This is a genomic window from Paenibacillus sp. UNC217MF, assembly GCF_000686865.1.
Classification (GTDB): Bacteria; Bacillota; Bacilli; order Paenibacillales; family Paenibacillaceae; genus Paenibacillus_B; species Paenibacillus_B suaedae.
Map to the genome: position 1 here is coordinate 55,471 of NZ_KK366029.1, position 16,391 is coordinate 71,861.

A 16,391-nucleotide genomic window follows, 5' to 3' on the forward strand; every position below is an offset into this window, starting at 1 on the left:
TGGCTCCTCGGAAGATTCATGTGAATCGGTTATAATGTACTTATCTTAAATTTAGAGGAACAAGATACTGTAAAGGGGTAAGGACACATGAAACCGATTCATAAAGTGCTGACATTGGCTGGCTCGGATACGAGCGGTGGAGCTGGCATTCAAGCTGACCTAAAAACATTCCAAGAACGCGGTGTGTACGGCATGACCGCATTGACGACCATTGTAACGATGGATCCGGAAGAAGGTTGGGCGCACCGGGTGTTCCCAATCGCGCTCTCTACGATAGAAGAGCAATTGAAGACAATCATGAGTGTCGGTATTTCAGGCATGAAGACCGGTATGCTGGGTTCTATCGATATAATTGAGCTGGCAGCACGCACCATTGAGAAGCATAACATTCCGAACGTCGTTGTTGACCCGGTTATGGTGTGCAAGGGTGCTGACGAGGCACTTCACCCAGAGACGAACGATGCTTTGCGGGACATACTCGTACCGAAGGCCGTCGTGGTAACACCGAACTTGTTCGAGGCTTCACAGCTGGCAGGAACAGCGCCAATCCGTACGCTCGAAGATATGAAGGAAGCCGCTGCTCGCATTCAAGAGCAGGGAGCGAAGTACGTATTGGTGAAAGGCGGCTCCAAGATTGGATTGCCTACTTCTGTCGATGTATTGTATGATGGCAAATCCTTCGAAATATTGGATGCTGATCTGATCGATACAACCTATACGCATGGCGCTGGCTGTACGTATTCAGCAGCAGTAGCAGCAGAACTGGCGAAGGGGAATGATGTACGTGAGAGTGTCCATAAGGCGAAGAGCTTCATTACGGAAGCGATCCGTTATTCTTTCCCACTTAATCAGTATGTTGGACCTGTGCGCCATAATGCACTGCGCTTGCTGCAGCATGGCGAAGAATAAGTAAGCGACGTATTCATGTAAGAATGCCTGGTAACTGAGGTAGCTTTCCGGAAGAGAAAGGAAAGGGAGAGAGGATAAGCCTTGCCTGCTTCTTATTCGTGTGATACAATAAAAGTACTGTTTTTGGCTTTTCGAACGTGTATCACGCATTAGGAGGTGTAACTGTGGAAATTTTCTTGAAAATTTTGCTTGTCATTTTTTCTATCGGTTTGATTAGCATTGTGCTTCTGCAGAAAGGGAAAAGTGCCGGCTTGTCAGGTGCCATCTCCGGCGGTGCGGAACATCTATTCGGAAAGCAGAAGGCACGCGGTCTGGACTTGTTCCTGCAACGTGCAACGGTTGTATTGGCAGGAGGATTCTTTATCTTGTCACTGATCGTAGCTTATTTCCTTAAAGGTTAATTCCCATTCGTAAGCAAAGCGAGGACATGCTCCTCGCTTTTTTTGTACCCATTTTTCCGGCGAAGACAAGAAACTTGCTACGATGTGGATCGAACGGAAAAAATGTAGGAAAAGCGCCGGGATGTAACGATTTTATTTCGTGTATACTAGGTTATATATTGTTATACTGTATCATGCAGGTCATGGCAAGGTGAGGTGAAGGAATGGTAACAGAACAACAGTTGTTGGACTTTATGCGTGAAACCGCTTATAAGCCGATGACCTATCAAGAGCTGGAGCAGCATTTCGATATTGAAGGCGCTTCAGAGTTCAAGGCATTTCTGAAAATGTTGAATCAAATGGAAGAAGAGGGTAAGGTGCTGCGCACTCGCACAGACCGCTACGGTGTGCCGGAGCGTATGAACTTGCTGCGCGGACGCTTGCAGGCGCATGCCAAAGGCTTCGCATTCTTGATTCCGGAAGAAACGGGGCACCCCGATGTATACATTCACGCAAATGATTTGAAGACTGCGATGCATGGGGATACCGTGCTTGTACGCGTGACGAATAAAGGCTTTGACGGCGCTCGATTGGAAGGCGAAGTTGTGCGCATTGTGAAGCGTGCAGTGGAGCGTGTTGTCGGCCTTTTTCAAAATTACGAATCGTATGGATTTGTCATTCCAGATGACAAGCGGATCAATCGCGACATCTTCATTCCGAAGGAAGATATGCATGGCGCGGTTACCGGGCAGAAGGTTGTTGTCCATATTGTAAGCTATCCGGAAGGAAGAGCAGCAGCGCAAGGCATGGTGGCCGAAATTCTCGGTCATAAGGATGATCCTGGCGTTGATATTTTGTCCGTCATCCGTAAGCATCAGCTTCCGGAGGCGTTCCCTGATGAAGTGATGGCAGAAGCAGAAGCTGTGCCGGATTCCATAACCGAGGAAGAAATCATCAGTCAGCGACGCCGTGATTTACGGGGCATGAATATCGTCACGATCGATGGAGAAGATGCGAAGGACTTGGATGATGCGGTATATGTAGAGCAGCTACCGAATGGACATTACAAGCTTGGCGTCCACATTGCAGACGTCGGCTATTATGTGAAGGAAGGTTCTGCGCTGGATCGCGAGGCATATGCTCGCGGCTGCAGTGTGTATCTGGTGGATCGAGTTATTCCGATGCTGCCGCATCGATTGTCCAACGGAATATGCTCTCTCCATCCGCGTGTGGATCGTTTGACATTGTCCTGCGAGATGGAGTTCGACGAGAAGGCGAAGCTCGTGAAGCATGATGTATTCCCGAGTGTAATTCGTACTGTTGAGCGTATGACGTACACCAATGTACGGAAAATCGTTGAGGATGAGGATCCAGAGGTATCAGCACGCTACGCTTATTTGGTTGACAGCTTCAAGCTGATGAAGGAATTGGCGCTGAAGCTTCGCGGGAAGCGGATGAACCGTGGCGCAATTGATTTCGATTTTGTGGAATCGAAGGTATTGGTTGATGAGAAGGGTGTACCGACTGATATCATTAAGCGGGAACGTACGATTGCGGAGCAGATAATTGAAGAGTTCATGCTGGCAGCTAACGAGACGGTTGCGGAACATTTCCACTGGCTCAGAGTTCCGTTCCTATACCGGATTCATGAAGAGCCGAATAGTGAGAAGCTGTTCAACTTCATGTCCTTCGCAGCGAACTTCGGATATGTTGTTCGAGGCAAGGGCAATTCGGTACATCCTCGTTCCTTGCAGATGCTGCTTGAGGAAATTGAGGGAACGCGTGAGCAGACTGTGATCAGCACGATGATGCTTCGCTCAATGAAGCAGGCGAAGTATGATGCGGAGATGACAGGCCACTTCGGACTAGCTGCTGAATTCTATTCGCACTTCACATCACCTATCCGCCGTTACCCAGACTTGGTCATTCACCGAGTCATGCGGGAAGTGATGGATAATGGAGGAGCGTTGCCTGAGAAGCGCTTGGAGCAGCTACATGCGCGCATGCCGGATATTGCGCAGCAGTCCTCAGAGCGTGAGCGGGTAGCCGTTGATGCAGAACGCGACACAACAGCGCTGAAGAAGGCAGAATTCATGCTCGATAAGGTCGGCGAGGAATTTGACGGCATTATTAGCAGTGTGACAAGCTTCGGGATGTTTGTTGAGCTGGATAATACGGTTGAAGGGCTTATTCGACTAAGCGAATTGAATGATGATTATTACCACTTCCATGAGCAGCATATGGTGCTGATCGGGGAACGGACGGCAAATGTATTCCGTATTGGCGATGAAGTTCGTATTCGGGTAGCTCGTGTCAATATGGATGAGCATACGATCGATTTTGAGCTGATTGAGAGCAAGTCTCGCCATAACGGACGTGACTTCGGCTTCGACATCCGGAAAAAACGTGGTCGCGGATTTGGTGCCGAAGGACGCGGTGGAACTGGACGTAGCGACTATAAGGGCCGTAAGGATGGAAAAGGCGGCCGTCCAGGAGAACGCGACCGTGGTGGACAACCGCGAAATGGCCGCGATGCGGATAGAGGAGCAAGAGACGGTCGTTCGGATCGATTGGGCGGTCGAGATAGTCGTCCGACAGAACGTTTCGATCGTGGTCGTCGTGCAGATCAGCCTGCTGGTCAAGGTGCACGTGGAGACGGTCGTGTAGATCGGCACGCTGGTCAAGGCATGCCTGGAGCTGGTCGTGCTGATAGACGTGTCACTGGCATAGATCCTGCGGAACAGCAAGCTTATGAACAGTATGGTGCTTCTTCGACCCAGCAGTTGCGTGGGGGTTACGGACGAGATCAGCACCAGCATGAGGAGCGATTGGAGCGGGATGCTCGTTATGAGCGTCACAACAATGGTGATGCTGTGGAGCATGAGGCCGACGCATTCGCTGGCGATTGGTATAACCAAGGCGAATTCCGTGAGCAGCAGAGGGGCCGCCGTGGACGCAAAGGACGGCGCGAAGAGCAGGGTCGTGGAGTCAATCCATATGAGAAGTCATCAAGTGCACCTCAGCCACGCGGTAAGGGTGGCATTAACTTTGGCGCAGGCCAAGGGAATGCGGAGCGTCCAGCCCCAGCGAAGAAGGAGTATGATGACTCCAATTGGGTAGATCGTCTCATTGCAGATGCGGAACAAGAAGCTGATCGTCCACGCTCCTTCGACTTTGGCTCTGGCCGAGGCGGTTATGGTCGATCAGGTGGCAATGATCAGGGCGGTAGAAAACCAGGGCGTGATGGAGGCTCCTATCGAGGTAGCGGCACATCTGGCGGCAAGAAGGGGCGGAGAACGACGTCCGAAAGCGGGATCTTCATTGGAGAAGATGCGGCAAAGGCTCGTAATCAAGGCGAATCTGCCCACAAAGCAGCAAAGCAGAAGGGGAAAGCAAACAGCAAGACTGCAAAGTTTATTCGTAAGAAGCGATAAGTTTTCCGTTTTCAACAAGTAAGAAATAACGGCTTTGGTTCCGCTTAAGAGCGGGACTGGGGCCGTTTATTATTTTCTGTGAGATGGAAGCTGGGGTTTCGATTTCAACGCTTAGGTGGGCATACGGACAATCAAACGGAATACATATGATACAATGTACATATCTTAGGAGACGCTGCTTTTTACTTCGTTAGAGAGGTGAGTAAGATGAGCCCTTCAGATATATCGATGTATCATGTTATGCTGCGTATGGTGCTTGCATTAGTGCTAGGTGGCTGTATTGGATTGGAACGGGAGAAGCGAAGTCAGGCTGCAGGGCTAAGGACGCACATGTTGGTGAGCCTCGGATCGGCGCTTGTCATGCTCATATCGGTATACGGATTCCCAGATTTAAGCGGTGATAATAAAGCAGCTGTGGATGTGGCGCGTATTGCGGCTCAGGTCGTCAGCGGTGTTGGCTTCCTTGGAGCAGGGACGATAATACGCAATGGAACTAGTGTGAAGGGGCTAACGACAGCTGCTTCCTTGTGGGTTTCGGCGGCGATTGGGCTTGCTTGCGGCTCTGGCTTTATTTCTGCGGCCTTATTCGGTTGTGCCTTATCTCTCGTCGCTTTGTGGCTGCTGAATAAGTATGATATTAAAAATCGGGTTGCACATCGAATTCACGAGTTGGAAGTCGTTGTGGAGGAACGTGAAGGATGGCTGTCAGAATTGACAAAGGTTGCAGAGGAGCAGGGGCTTACGGTACGAAGCATTCGCATGCGGCCGGAACGCAATGCAGGGAAGTCGTGGATGAAGTGGCTTGGAGCGGGACAGGGGATAGAACAGAAGGATAGAAGCGATTACTTGTCTGAAAGCGATATGGAAGTCGGCAGGGAGGACGGTCACCCCGAAGACATGGATGACAAAGAGCGACGAACCTTGGCAAGTGCAAGACAATTGCAGATTGAACTAAAGGTGCTGTCTGAAGATGTAAGATCGGTAGCCGTATGCTGCGAGACGATACTTCGATTACAGGGAGTCTCGGATGTTCATATGTTATCGTAATTGGAGTTACTTTACGATTACGAGATATGAATTGAAGAACACCTTAAGCCAAACATAGTCTGTGCTTATTCTTGCCTAATATCATTTGAATCCGATATGTTTCTTGCTTGAGTCGAGGGTGTTCTTTTTGGTACAATATACTTCTAAGCAACAAGCTATAGTGAAGTGGTTCAAAGCAATTTTGCCTTGTTCACTTGGTGATGATGTCATTGTCGTAACGTTGGAGGGCAATCATGGGTAAGAAGAATGATAATAAAGTTTTAGCCCAAAATAAGAAGGCGTCCCATGATTATTTTATTGAGGACACTTATGAAGCGGGCATGGTGCTGACAGGGACAGAAATTAAGTCGCTGCGCATGAGCAAAGCGAACATTAATGACTCCTTTGCAACGATTCGCGGTGGTGAGGCGTTTATTCACAATATGCATATTAGCCCATTCGAGCAGGGTAATCGACACAATCCTACCGATCCGACGCGTGCGCGCAAGCTGCTGCTGCACAAAGAGCAGATTAACAAGCTGATCGGGCAGACGAAGCAGGAAGGGTACACGCTTGTTCCGTTGAAGGTATACGTTCGTAACGGATACGCGAAGCTGCTGATTGGACTCGGACGAGGCAAGAAGAACTACGACAAGCGTGAAACGGCTGCAAAGCGGGATGCAGATCGTCAAATTCAACGCGCGCTGCGTGAGAAGCAGAAGTATTAAGGTTAGCTTGAGGCATAATGCGATTTTTTGCTACTGTTGCTAGCAGTATTCCTTTTGGATCATTTGTACCAAGGAAATGGCATGTAACACTGGCAACAAGTTGACTAACAACTTTCGTTTGAGTGTGTTATAATAAACGTGTCGGTAACGAACAGTGCTGTACAGCATGGTGTCGCTGCTGACCGAATACGAACATCATTGACAACTGAATAGTGTGGAAGGATACACTATCTGTGTCTTAACTAGATTCTCTTTAATTCAAGACTCTATTCCCCTGATGGGCGAGGTTCGCTTATCACTTATGGGGGCGTTCTTGGATTCGACGGGGATAGTTCGGGCTCGGGTAGCGGGTAGTGGGGACGCGTCCACTTCATCAACGCTAAAGCCATTTAAACGGCAAACAACAAACAAACTACGCTTTCGCAGCTTAATAACCTGTGAGCGTGCTTCTACTCTGCATCGCCCATGTGCCGAGATAGGGGCTCAACTTTTAGTGGGATACGCTGTCACATCTCCGCCTGGGGTGTGCTGAAGAAGACAATCAGGCTGACCCAAAGCATAGCCGGTTACGGGGCGATGCTCGGGTGACATCAAAACTGTGACTACACCCGTAGAAGCTCGTGTTGCGTTATCTTCGGACAGGGGTTCGAATCCCCTCGCCTCCACCAAAAACCTGAAAAAACCGACCGCGTGAGGTCGGTTTTTTGTTTTGGTGGAAGTAGGCGAAGTTACGGGATGAGAACCCCTGGGGTTCGTTCCGCGCGCAGGAAGTGGGGGAATGGCTTCGTAGGAAGACAACAGCGAACGAGCACGGCATCGATTTCAACCACTAAGGTAGTCATCGAAGGATAAGCATCGACAGCAAGTTCAATGAAGAAAACGATATCCCCTCGCCTCCACCATCATTAAGCCGACCACGTGAGGTTGGCTTTTTGCGTTCGCAGCGTGGGAGAGCCGCTGTCAGGAGTTCAGTCTCACGCGAAGGGAGTGAGTGAGAAGCATTGGAGGGAGACTTTAACGTACAAACAGTTTTTTGCTATTGCTAATAAGCGCGTCCACATACAAAGTTTTCTTGTTATAGTTATTTATATAAGCGAATTCATTAGAAACGCCGTTATCTTCGCTCACACGATAGAATTAAATATATTAAATGTAGATTGGTTGGTGAATCTGAATGAGCGGAAAATTCTGGTTAGTGATACAATATCCACTGAAAAGTGCAAAAGGCAGTCAACGTGATCACTGGTTAAGAGATAAAGTAATGGAATATTTGGAGATATCTCTAGTAGATGCTAACTTAGGCTATGTTGATGGCTCAGATATGGGGAAATGCATGTCCGACTCGAAAAAGTATGCTCTAAATATATTTTGTGTTGTTACGGAAGAAGAACGGAGTATTGCCCTGGTGAAAAGAATTTTAAGAGATAGCAGGCTTGATTATACTCGTATAAAAATTGCTACAATGCCCTATGGAAAAGAAGAAACATACACTCTGAAATATACATATAAGAAGGGAGTTACTAATTTTTCACTATAGTATGAGACACCGACACTCCTGTATGGCACGGCCAATGAATAACTGCCACTTGAACATATATGCTTGCAATTTCTTTCCTCACTGATAAGCGTGAGATACACCAAATGATGAGAGGTAGGGATAACGATGCAGGACATCAACAACGTTGTTTATCGCGTGCTATCTCCTGTTGATATCACATACCTACGCCATTTTCCTCACAAATTATCGTTGTTTTATATTTTATCGTATACATTATCGACTTAGCTGATATTTTTCCGAAATCATTGGGTATGTCGGTTCATGAGAATGTGAAATATCATCGGCTTATTCAAGTCCAAATGCTTCAACATCTTGATGACTGTGACTACACCCGTAGAAGCCTTTGTTATGCTATTTTCAGAATGGGAAATGAATAAGAAACTAGATTATTTACTCAAAGATGAACAAGGCTTCAGTACGTGCAATCAGAGTACTATTAATTACGTCTCAAATGACGTGATTTTCTAATTGTCGCGTTTCAAATAAATCGGCAGATGAAAATAGGCACTATACCGATTTAAACCCTTTCATAATGAGATCCCAATGATGGTCTGAGCCTCTCCAATTCCTGCCTGGCGGAATTTTGACAGAAGAAACGCGCTGCAGTCCCCAATCGTCATAAATGACGCCTTTTCCCCACTGATTATGGAAATTAACTATGAGTATCCTGAAATCTTTGTGCGAAATGCCAGATAAAGCTTGTTCCAGGAGCCGCGCCTCCGAGCTTGAAGTTTCTGTACGAACGAAACAAACAGGGCCGGTTTTTATTGTTTTCAAAAATCTGGATACCCTACGGTCCATTGTCTCTTTGAACTTGGGGTACAGCTGGTTGGGATTATAAGGAACGGGGAAATCATGATACGAATCTACATGGTATTCCGTATCACGTAAAACATAATGATTATCGACTATGTTTATAAGACGCAATTTGTCTAATTCCATAAATCCATTGAACCTTGTCTTGAGGAGATGTGAAATTTTCGAGGAAGGATAGGATATAAACCAATCAAGTGGGCCACTAAATTTACGGAGTTTTAGTCTTCTTAATTGATGCGCAGTCTGGCACGTTGCTCCAAGGCTGATAAATGCATGGTAAGCTCCTCTGTTTTGATTCCAATCCAAAGACCGTCACCTCAAATTCATATAATTGGACGGGTACAAGGCATTTCCCCTATTCTATTCCTATTGTATGGGTATCTAGGAATTTAGCCTGTTCAAATGCCTAGATGAACATTTTTCGCTACGCCCAAAAAGGCGGACATCCAATGGAAAAATCAAAAGGGTTGGAAAAGACAGGGGATAGGAATTAGGGATGAACGGCTGCAGAAAAAGCTAAACAGCTTTAGCCCGATGGAAGTACGAGCTAAAGCTGCTTAATCATTGTATTTTAATGTCTACTGACGGGTTTAGTTCAGACCAGGTGGCTCTATTGTTATTTAAATATTTAGCCTTTTTTAGCTGTTTTAAATGAACTGCGTATTTGATCATACGTATCCGGAGCCGTGTTCTGTAGACTAAAATGCATGTAAACTTTATTTTCGGTAATCAGCGCAATCATTTCTTTATCGTCTGCCGATTGAATGAGTACTAATGATCCTTTTGTGTCTCCGTCATCATAATCAGCAGATTCTACAACCTTCGGATCCTTCAGCTGCTCGTCCTCTGGGAGCGCTCTCTTAGCACCAACACGGAATTTACCTTGCACATCAGGATGTATACTCTCATCAACAAACTTCGTTTTGGCCTCTTTCGTTCCATTGTGGTAGTTTGTGACATAGGATAATGCCAGCTTCTCATCCGCAGATCGATCCTGCGAATCTGCAGCATTATTACTTGAGCATCCAGATAATATAATCACTGCGGCTAATAAAATAGATAGAAATTTTGTGATGTTCTTCATGTTTTCCCCCTTGAAATATAATACTATTCGTTAGTCTATCAGGTATAGGGGGTATTTGGTAGTAAAATCCAGGGTGTTTCCATTAAATTAAGTATTAATTTGTAAAAAATGATAGATTTAGATTCACTTAAAACGCTCCACTGCATCCATAAAACGCCCATCCATCAGTCGAACAATGTGGTTCACGATTACCTCACAGGGTGTTTTCATCCCATCCTCAATCCAATCCAGCAGCGTTCCTGCAAAGGCATGACTGTAAAATTGAACGATGAACGTCCTGTCTTTTTCTGAAATCACACGGGAATCTGATATTTCATTGATGACATTGCTTAGGAGTTCAAACAAAACCTGATTTAAAAACATTTCCAAATGCTCTTTTCCAAGAGAACGACATGTGTTCATGCAAAGCGCCTTGTTGCTGTCCACAAATTCTAAAATGATAAATAGCCCCTGCTGCCAAGTCGCATAGGATTTGTTATTCTGGATAGCACCCAGTGCCTCCGTTTTATATATCCATCCGAGCAGGTCATAAATATCCTGAAAATGATAGTAAAAGGTTTGGCGATTCAACTTGCAGGCTTCCACTAAGTCTTTAACCGTTATTTTATCTAAAGTCTTGGTGCCCAGCATATCCTTCAATGCATCAGCTAATGCATGTTTGGTGTACGGATGAATTGGAAACCTCTCCTTAGGATGCAATGTTTCTTATTATTCTACCATAACCTATGGATATTTTAGACATATGGCACTTGAAGTTTAAATTTTAGACACAGGGCTTTACTTGTCTATTTTTATTGCATTCATACTCCTATAAAGTGGAGGTGTCAGGACCACTAAAGGAGGTTGTAAGGATGTATTATAGCAATGGTAACTATGAAGCTTTTGCCCGTCCAAAGAAACCACTCGGTGTTGATCAAAAATCCGCCTATCTGATCGGCTCTGGTCTTGCATCACTGTCCGCAGCCGCATTCCTCATACGGGATGGTCAGATGAAGGGGGAAAACATTCATATTCTTGAAGAACTCGATATTGCCGGAGGTGGATTAGACGGCATCTACGATGACGGTCGAGGGTTCATTATCCGCGGTGGCCGGGAAATGGAGAACCACTTCGAATGCCTGTGGGATCTATTCCGTTCTATTCCTTCACTTGAAACAGAGGGCGCATCAGTATTAGATGAATTTTACTGGCTCAACAAGGAGGATCCGAACTTCTCCTTGCAGCGTGCTATCCTCAATCGTGGTGAGGATGCACATACCGATGGCAAATTCACACTTACTCAAACTGCTTCGATGGAAATTATCAAGTTGTTCTTTACGCCAGAAGAAGCGCTTGAAGATATGAAAATTACAGATGTCTTCTCGGAAGATTTCTTTAACTCGAATTTCTGGCTTTACTGGCAGACGATGTTTGCATTTGAGCCTTGGCATAGTGCAATGGAAATGCGCAGATATATCGCTAGATTCATTCATCATATCGGGGGATTGCCAGATTTCTCAGCGTTGAAATTTACAAAATACAATCAGTATGAGTCTCTTGCACTGCCGCTAATGAAGTATTTGCAAGGCCATGGCGTCACCTTCCAATATGCAACGACTGTAACGAATGTTGAGTTTGATATTACGGAGAACAAGAAAGTTGCTAAAAAGCTGGTCTATGTTCAAAACGGACAAGAAAAACACTTTTACCTGACTGAAAATGATCTGGTATTCATCACGAATGGCAGTAATACCGAGAGCTCCACTTTAGGCGACAACAACACTCCTGCCGTTATGAATACCTCCCTCGGGGGAAGCTGGGAGCTTTGGAAGAAGATTGCGGAGCAGGATCCTGCCTTCGGCCGTCCAGACAAATTCTGTGGCAACATAGCGGAAAGCAACTGGGAGTCTGCTACGGTTACAACGTTGGATGACCGAATCCCTCCTTACATCGAGAAAATTTGCAAGCGGGATCCATTCAGTGGCAAGGTCGTTACCGGCGGTATAGTGACAGTAAAAGATTCAAAATGGCTGATGAGCTTTACCTTGAACCGACAGCCTCACTTCAAATCGCAGCCAAAAGATCAGCTCGTCGTATGGGTTTACAGCTTGTATTGCGACGTACCAGGTGACTACATCAAGAAACCGATGAAGGACTGCACGGGTATCGAGATCACGGAAGAATGGCTCTACCACATGGGCGTACCTGAAGCAGAGATTCACGATCTTGCCGTAAACTCCGCAAACTGTGTGCCTTGCATGATGCCTTATGTTACATCTTACTTCATGCCAAGAGCTGCGGGAGACCGTCCGAATGTAGTTCCTGATGGTTGTATCAACGCTGCCTTTATCGGTAACTTTGCCGAAACACCGCGAGACACGGTATTCACCACAGAATATTCGGTACGTACCGCCATGGAAGCTGTATACACGCTTCTTGACATTGATCGCGGCGTGCCAGAAGTATTTGGATCCGCTTATGATGTCCGTGTGTTGTTGGATTCCACAGCGAAAATGATGGACGGCAAGAAGCTAACCGATATGGAACTGCCTCCAGCAATCCAATTAGCAGCAGTGACGGGTGTGCAAAAGGTCTCTCACACCAGAATCATGCAGCTGCTTAAAGAGTATAAGTTGATTTAAACATAGACGAAACGAGGAGTTCTGCCACTGGCAAGACTCCTCGTTTTTTTTGTCCTACGAACATAGCTGATAGTTAGATGAGCTCCCGATTGTTGTCGTTCTCCGTATAGATGGATATTAGAACGATGGCAGTGTCATCACCGATGTTTTTCACCAAATGGGGTGTACATGCGTTCCAACTGAAGGAATCACCTTTTTCAAATTCGGCCGCGTCTTCTCCCTGCTCCGCGTAGATTCTTCCCTCAATGACAATATGAACCTCCTCACCTTCATGCGCATGTGGAGCAATCCCCGTCGAAGCCCCTGGAGGAAATTCAACGACCATCATCCTTACGTTCTTCGTAGAGCTTAAGTGCTGCACTGTTAACTTATCAGAACCGCTTGTCGTAATGCTTCGCTCATCTTTACGAACAATATTCATCCGATCTTCTTTCTTTAATAGCAAGTAAGCTAAAGGTACTTTTAGTGCCTTTGCGATGTTTTCTAGAGTTGATATGGAAGGGGAAGTCTTATTAGTTTCCACTTGACTCATGAATCCTTGAGATAGACCAGTTTCTTCGCAGATTTGAGCAATAGTTATATTTTTTCGTTTTCGGATAGAACGTATTGTGGAGCCAATATCCATAGGACTGCACCTCTTTAATATTAGTGATAACAAATATAATTATATATTAGCAATTTTTTTGTTGACACGCTACTTGCTTTTGATTAGTATTACTAATATAAATTTTATTTCTTTATAACTAATAATATTTTGAGGGTGATTTGTGTGACGAAGACAGCTGCAGTAACAATTATTATGCGTGTAGTGCTAGGAATCATATTTATGTTTCATGGTATCGCGAAATTCCAAATGGGCATGACTAATGTTGAGGCGTGGTTCAGTTCTATTGGTATCCCTGGATTTGCGGCTTATATCGTGGCGCTGCTTGAGCTTGTGGGCGGTATTATGCTGATAGCGGGATTGTTTACCCGTTATGTATCGGCGTTATTCGTAGTAATGCTTATTGGTGCAATACTGACTGCAAAACTCTCCGCAGGACTTCTCGGCAATGCTCAAATGGCTGGCTATGAGTTGGATCTTGGATTTATGATGATTTCTTTATACCTTGCAGTGGCCGACCGGTCGCCATTCTCACTTGACCGCATTATTATGGCAGGAAAAGCGTCTCAAAAAGGGTGGTTCAAATGACTCCGTTTTACCAATATGACGTTCACCTGCCTGCCAATGTAGTACCGAATAAGAAATACCCGGTTATTTTTACGCTGCACGGTAAAGGTTCTAATGAAGGAAATATGTTTGGCTTGGTTGCACCTATAAGTGATGATTTCATTGTCATTGGGATTCGCGGTAATCTACCGCTTGGTGCAGGATATCAATATTACGAACTGAAAAGTTTGGGTAATCCCATTCGGGAGATGTTTGATGAGGCGGTAAAACAGCTCGAAGCTTTCATTCAATATGCGATGGGGAAGTATCCGATCGATCCGGACAAATGTTACTTGCTCGGCTTCAGCCAAGGCGCCATTTTATCCATGACGCTTGCACTTACAATGGGAGATCAACTAAAGGGAATCGTCGCGCTGAATGGATACATTCCTGACTTTGTAAAGACGGAATATTCACTTCGAAGTCTAAGTAATGTATCGGTATTTGTCTCGCACGGTGAGTATGATTCCGTATTCCCGGTCAGGATCGTGCATGAAACGGCGACATATTTAAAGGAACACACGCAACGAATCACATTAAAGATATACCCGACCGACCATGGCGTTTCGGAAGAAAATCAACGTGATGTTCTGGATTGGCTTAGGCAGGATGCTGGTTTAACCATTAACAGGGAATAAAAGTTGTTTCGTTCACAATAAGACATAAACATTGGTTAAAAGAGGAGTTGTAATAATGCCTGCTGTTAAGGAGTTTGATCCCAAAGTCATTTCTCTTCTACAAGAGAGAATTAAAATGATCAACACAGAAAACGGTGCCATTTATCTAGTCGGACCAATAAATCTTCCGATTAATTTGCGGGGGGAGACCGTTCAGTTTAAATGGTATTGCTGGTTGAATTGCAGTGAGGTAACGGAAGATTTTGAGCATATTGTTGCCAAATTATCGAATGTGAATTTAGCTGAATATCAACAATCGAGCGTGCTGGTGCACGGAGACTTCGAGAATGCAGATCATGCTTTAATCCGGTTCCATTCCATTTGCCACACAGGGGATATTTTCGGCAGCAAACGCTGTGATTGCGGATATCAGCTAGAGCAGTCATTGATGCATATTGCCGAGCATGGAACTGGCGCGTTGTTTTATCTTGCCAACCACGAAGGCAGAGGGATCGGGCTTTTCAGCAAAGCGCTGGCTTATATCCTTCAGCAAAATGGTTACGATACCGTAGATGCCAATCTTAAACTTGGATTTGTTGACGATGCCCGTGACTATAGTGACGCGATACAAGTACTAAATGTCCTTCGGACCAAACCGGTTACACTGATAACCAATAACCCTAAAAAGATTGATGCGCTTCGAAACGCAGGCATGGCAGTGGAAGATCGGGTACAGCTTTGGGGGGATGTATCGGAATATAATGAAAAATACTTAAAAACCAAAATCGAGCGGTCGGGACATATAAACGAAGGGAATGGCTCCTGCAACAATGATGAATAACCATGAATTCTATATGCGGCTGGCCATACAGAATGCAAAGGCCATGAAGGGGCAGACTGATCCCAACCCGCTTGTAGGGTCTGTGATTGTCAACGAAAACCGCATCGTGGGCATCGGGGTTCATATGAAGGCAGGCGAACCCCATGCCGAAATCCATGCGATCCGCATGGCTGGAGAGCTTACGCGGGGAGCGACCATCTATGTGACGCTTGAGCCTTGTTCCCATTATGGCAGAACAGGGCCATGCGCAATTGCTATTGTTGAAGCAGGCATTAAAAAAGTGGTGATCGCAGCACTTGACCCTAACCCGCTCGTGTCGGGGAGAGGGGTGGATATACTCCGGGAGGCAGGAATCGAAGTCATCACGGGAGTATGTGAAGAAGAATCTTACCAAATGAATGAGGTTTTCAATAAATTCATTGTCCAGCATATTCCGTTTGTAACTTTAAAAACAGCTATCACGATGGATGGGAAAATCAATAGCTACTCTTCCGATAGCAAATGGATTACTTCAGAAGCAGCTCGGGAAGATGTCCACGTTCTCCGCAATCAGAATGCCGCGATCTTAGTTGGCGTCAACACGGTGCTTACAGATGACCCCGAGCTTACAACAAGGTTGCCTAACGGTAGGAATCCGATACGCGTGGTTTTGGATTCCTCTTTACGGTTACCTTTGGATGCTAAGGTGGTTACAGATGGAGAAGCTCCCACTTGGGTGTTTACAACAACTTCTCATGACGCCGAGAAGAGGGCGGCATTAGAAAAGGCAGGCGTTAAAGTCTTTGTTACGGAACAGACGGGCAGGGTCAATCCAACCGAAGTTATTCAGCTTTTGGGCAGGGAGATGATCTCTTCCGTTTTGATAGAAGGCGGTAGTGAAATCAATGCAGCCTTTTTTGAGAATAAACTCATCGACAAAGTCATTATTTACATGGCTCCAAAGTTGATAGGTGGTCGGAATGCATCGTCCTTTCTCGGTGGGACAGGGATCGAAAAGATGAATGGCGCTGTAGAGCTTCACAATGTCAGTGTGCAGCCCTTAGGTAAAGATTTTAAATTTGTGGGTTACCCATATGCAAAAGCCCAGTACCGGTAAGGGACTGGGCCGCTATTTTCTTCTCTAAAAACATGTAAATGACACAATGCTTCTTAGATCGACTCCCGTAT

The 16,391-nt window shown here is 45.7% G+C and carries 15 protein-coding genes and 1 other RNA gene; 12 read left to right on the forward strand and 4 right to left on the reverse strand.

The genetic code is table 11. The features are described from left to right. The first annotated feature begins 87 nt into the window (after positions 1-87). The 7 genes from pdxK (at position 88) to BP95_RS0124620 (ending at position 8,014) form a co-directional block, all read left to right on the forward strand. Positions 88-909, forward strand: coding sequence for a pyridoxine/pyridoxal/pyridoxamine kinase (gene pdxK / locus BP95_RS0124595; RefSeq protein ID WP_028533459.1), 822 nt, complete (start codon positions 88-90; stop codon positions 907-909). Positions 910-1,073: 164 nt separating this feature from the next. Then, positions 1,074-1,310 (forward strand): preprotein translocase subunit SecG, encoded by a 237-nt coding sequence (gene secG / locus BP95_RS0124600; protein WP_021252815.1) that lies wholly within the window; start codon positions 1,074-1,076, stop codon positions 1,308-1,310. Between the two features lie 203 nt (positions 1,311-1,513). Then, complete coding sequence (gene rnr, locus BP95_RS0124605) at positions 1,514-4,723, forward strand: ribonuclease R (RefSeq protein ID WP_028533460.1); 3,210 nt, start codon at positions 1,514-1,516, stop codon at positions 4,721-4,723. Between the two features lie 207 nt (positions 4,724-4,930). Then, complete coding sequence (locus BP95_RS0124610) at positions 4,931-5,770, forward strand: MgtC/SapB family protein (protein ID WP_028533461.1); 840 nt, start codon at positions 4,931-4,933, stop codon at positions 5,768-5,770. 233 nt (positions 5,771-6,003) lie between these two features. Next, positions 6,004-6,477, forward strand: coding sequence for an SsrA-binding protein SmpB (gene smpB / locus BP95_RS0124615; protein ID WP_021252812.1), 474 nt, complete (start codon positions 6,004-6,006; stop codon positions 6,475-6,477). 303 nt (positions 6,478-6,780) lie between these two features. Further along, positions 6,781-7,145, forward strand: a transfer-messenger RNA (tmRNA) gene (gene ssrA / locus BP95_RS32760). Positions 7,146-7,651: 506 nt separating this feature from the next. Continuing rightward, complete coding sequence (locus tag BP95_RS0124620; RefSeq protein ID WP_028533462.1) at positions 7,652-8,014, forward strand: hypothetical protein; 363 nt, start codon at positions 7,652-7,654, stop codon at positions 8,012-8,014. A gap of 528 nt (positions 8,015-8,542) precedes the next feature. Here the strand turns inward: BP95_RS0124620 and BP95_RS31310 are convergent. From BP95_RS31310 to BP95_RS0124635, 3 genes are all read right to left on the reverse strand, one after another. After that, entirely contained in the window at positions 8,543-9,157 is a 615-nt protein-coding gene (locus tag BP95_RS31310; protein ID WP_021252809.1) for a DUF1796 family putative cysteine peptidase, read from the reverse strand. A gap of 322 nt (positions 9,158-9,479) precedes the next feature. Further along, entirely contained in the window at positions 9,480-9,935 is a 456-nt protein-coding gene (locus tag BP95_RS0124630; protein ID WP_021252808.1) for a hypothetical protein, read from the reverse strand. A 123-nt stretch (positions 9,936-10,058) separates the two neighbouring features. Then, entirely contained in the window at positions 10,059-10,634 is a 576-nt protein-coding gene (locus BP95_RS0124635; protein WP_021252807.1) for a TetR/AcrR family transcriptional regulator, read from the reverse strand. Between the two features lie 152 nt (positions 10,635-10,786). Here BP95_RS0124635 and BP95_RS0124640 point away from each other — a divergent pair, with 152 nt between their 5' ends. Further along, complete coding sequence (locus BP95_RS0124640) at positions 10,787-12,556, forward strand: oleate hydratase (RefSeq protein ID WP_021252806.1); 1,770 nt, start codon at positions 10,787-10,789, stop codon at positions 12,554-12,556. A 73-nt stretch (positions 12,557-12,629) separates the two neighbouring features. Here BP95_RS0124640 and BP95_RS0124645 read toward each other — a convergent pair whose 3' ends face one another. Then, entirely contained in the window at positions 12,630-13,181 is a 552-nt protein-coding gene (locus BP95_RS0124645) for a helix-turn-helix domain-containing protein (protein WP_021252805.1), read from the reverse strand. Positions 13,182-13,355: 174 nt separating this feature from the next. Between BP95_RS0124645 and BP95_RS0124650 the strand changes: the two genes are divergently transcribed. From BP95_RS0124650 to ribD, 4 genes are read left to right on the forward strand one after another with little or no spacing between them, the layout of a single operon-like run. Further along, positions 13,356-13,748: a DoxX family protein gene (locus BP95_RS0124650; protein WP_036621283.1), complete on the forward strand. Its 393-nt coding sequence runs from the start codon at positions 13,356-13,358 to the stop codon at positions 13,746-13,748. Continuing rightward, complete coding sequence (locus BP95_RS0124655; RefSeq protein ID WP_028533464.1) at positions 13,745-14,404, forward strand: alpha/beta hydrolase; 660 nt, start codon at positions 13,745-13,747, stop codon at positions 14,402-14,404. Before BP95_RS0124650 ends, BP95_RS0124655 begins: the two co-directional genes overlap by 4 nt. A gap of 55 nt (positions 14,405-14,459) precedes the next feature. Further along, positions 14,460-15,224, forward strand: coding sequence for a GTP cyclohydrolase II (locus BP95_RS0124660; RefSeq protein WP_021262129.1), 765 nt, complete (start codon positions 14,460-14,462; stop codon positions 15,222-15,224). After that, the gene (gene ribD / locus BP95_RS0124665; RefSeq protein ID WP_028533465.1) at positions 15,217-16,320 is read left to right on the forward strand and encodes a bifunctional diaminohydroxyphosphoribosylaminopyrimidine deaminase/5-amino-6-(5-phosphoribosylamino)uracil reductase RibD; all 1,104 of its coding nucleotides are present in this window, start codon (positions 15,217-15,219) and stop codon (positions 16,318-16,320) included. The genes BP95_RS0124660 and ribD overlap by 8 nt, the downstream gene beginning before the upstream one ends. Positions 16,321-16,391: the final 71 nt, after the last annotated feature.

Coding starts and splice junctions, on each gene's coding strand:
- pdxK (WP_028533459.1), top strand. CDS start 88: ATGAAACCGATTCATAAAGTGCTGACATTGGCTGGCTCGGATACGAGC.
- rnr (WP_028533460.1), top strand. CDS start 1,514: ATGGTAACAGAACAACAGTTGTTGGACTTTATGCGTGAAACCGCTTAT.
- BP95_RS0124610 (WP_028533461.1), top strand. CDS start 4,931: ATGAGCCCTTCAGATATATCGATGTATCATGTTATGCTGCGTATGGTG.
- smpB (WP_021252812.1), top strand. CDS start 6,004: ATGGGTAAGAAGAATGATAATAAAGTTTTAGCCCAAAATAAGAAGGCG.
- BP95_RS0124620 (WP_028533462.1), top strand. CDS start 7,652: ATGAGCGGAAAATTCTGGTTAGTGATACAATATCCACTGAAAAGTGCA.
- BP95_RS0124630 (WP_021252808.1), bottom strand. CDS start 9,935: ATGAAGAACATCACAAAATTTCTATCTATTTTATTAGCCGCAGTGATT.
- BP95_RS0124640 (WP_021252806.1), top strand. CDS start 10,787: ATGTATTATAGCAATGGTAACTATGAAGCTTTTGCCCGTCCAAAGAAA.
- BP95_RS0124645 (WP_021252805.1), bottom strand. CDS start 13,181: ATGGATATTGGCTCCACAATACGTTCTATCCGAAAACGAAAAAATATA.
- BP95_RS0124650 (WP_036621283.1), top strand. CDS start 13,356: ATGCGTGTAGTGCTAGGAATCATATTTATGTTTCATGGTATCGCGAAA.
- BP95_RS0124655 (WP_028533464.1), top strand. CDS start 13,745: ATGACTCCGTTTTACCAATATGACGTTCACCTGCCTGCCAATGTAGTA.
- BP95_RS0124660 (WP_021262129.1), top strand. CDS start 14,460: ATGCCTGCTGTTAAGGAGTTTGATCCCAAAGTCATTTCTCTTCTACAA.
- ribD (WP_028533465.1), top strand. CDS start 15,217: ATGAATAACCATGAATTCTATATGCGGCTGGCCATACAGAATGCAAAG.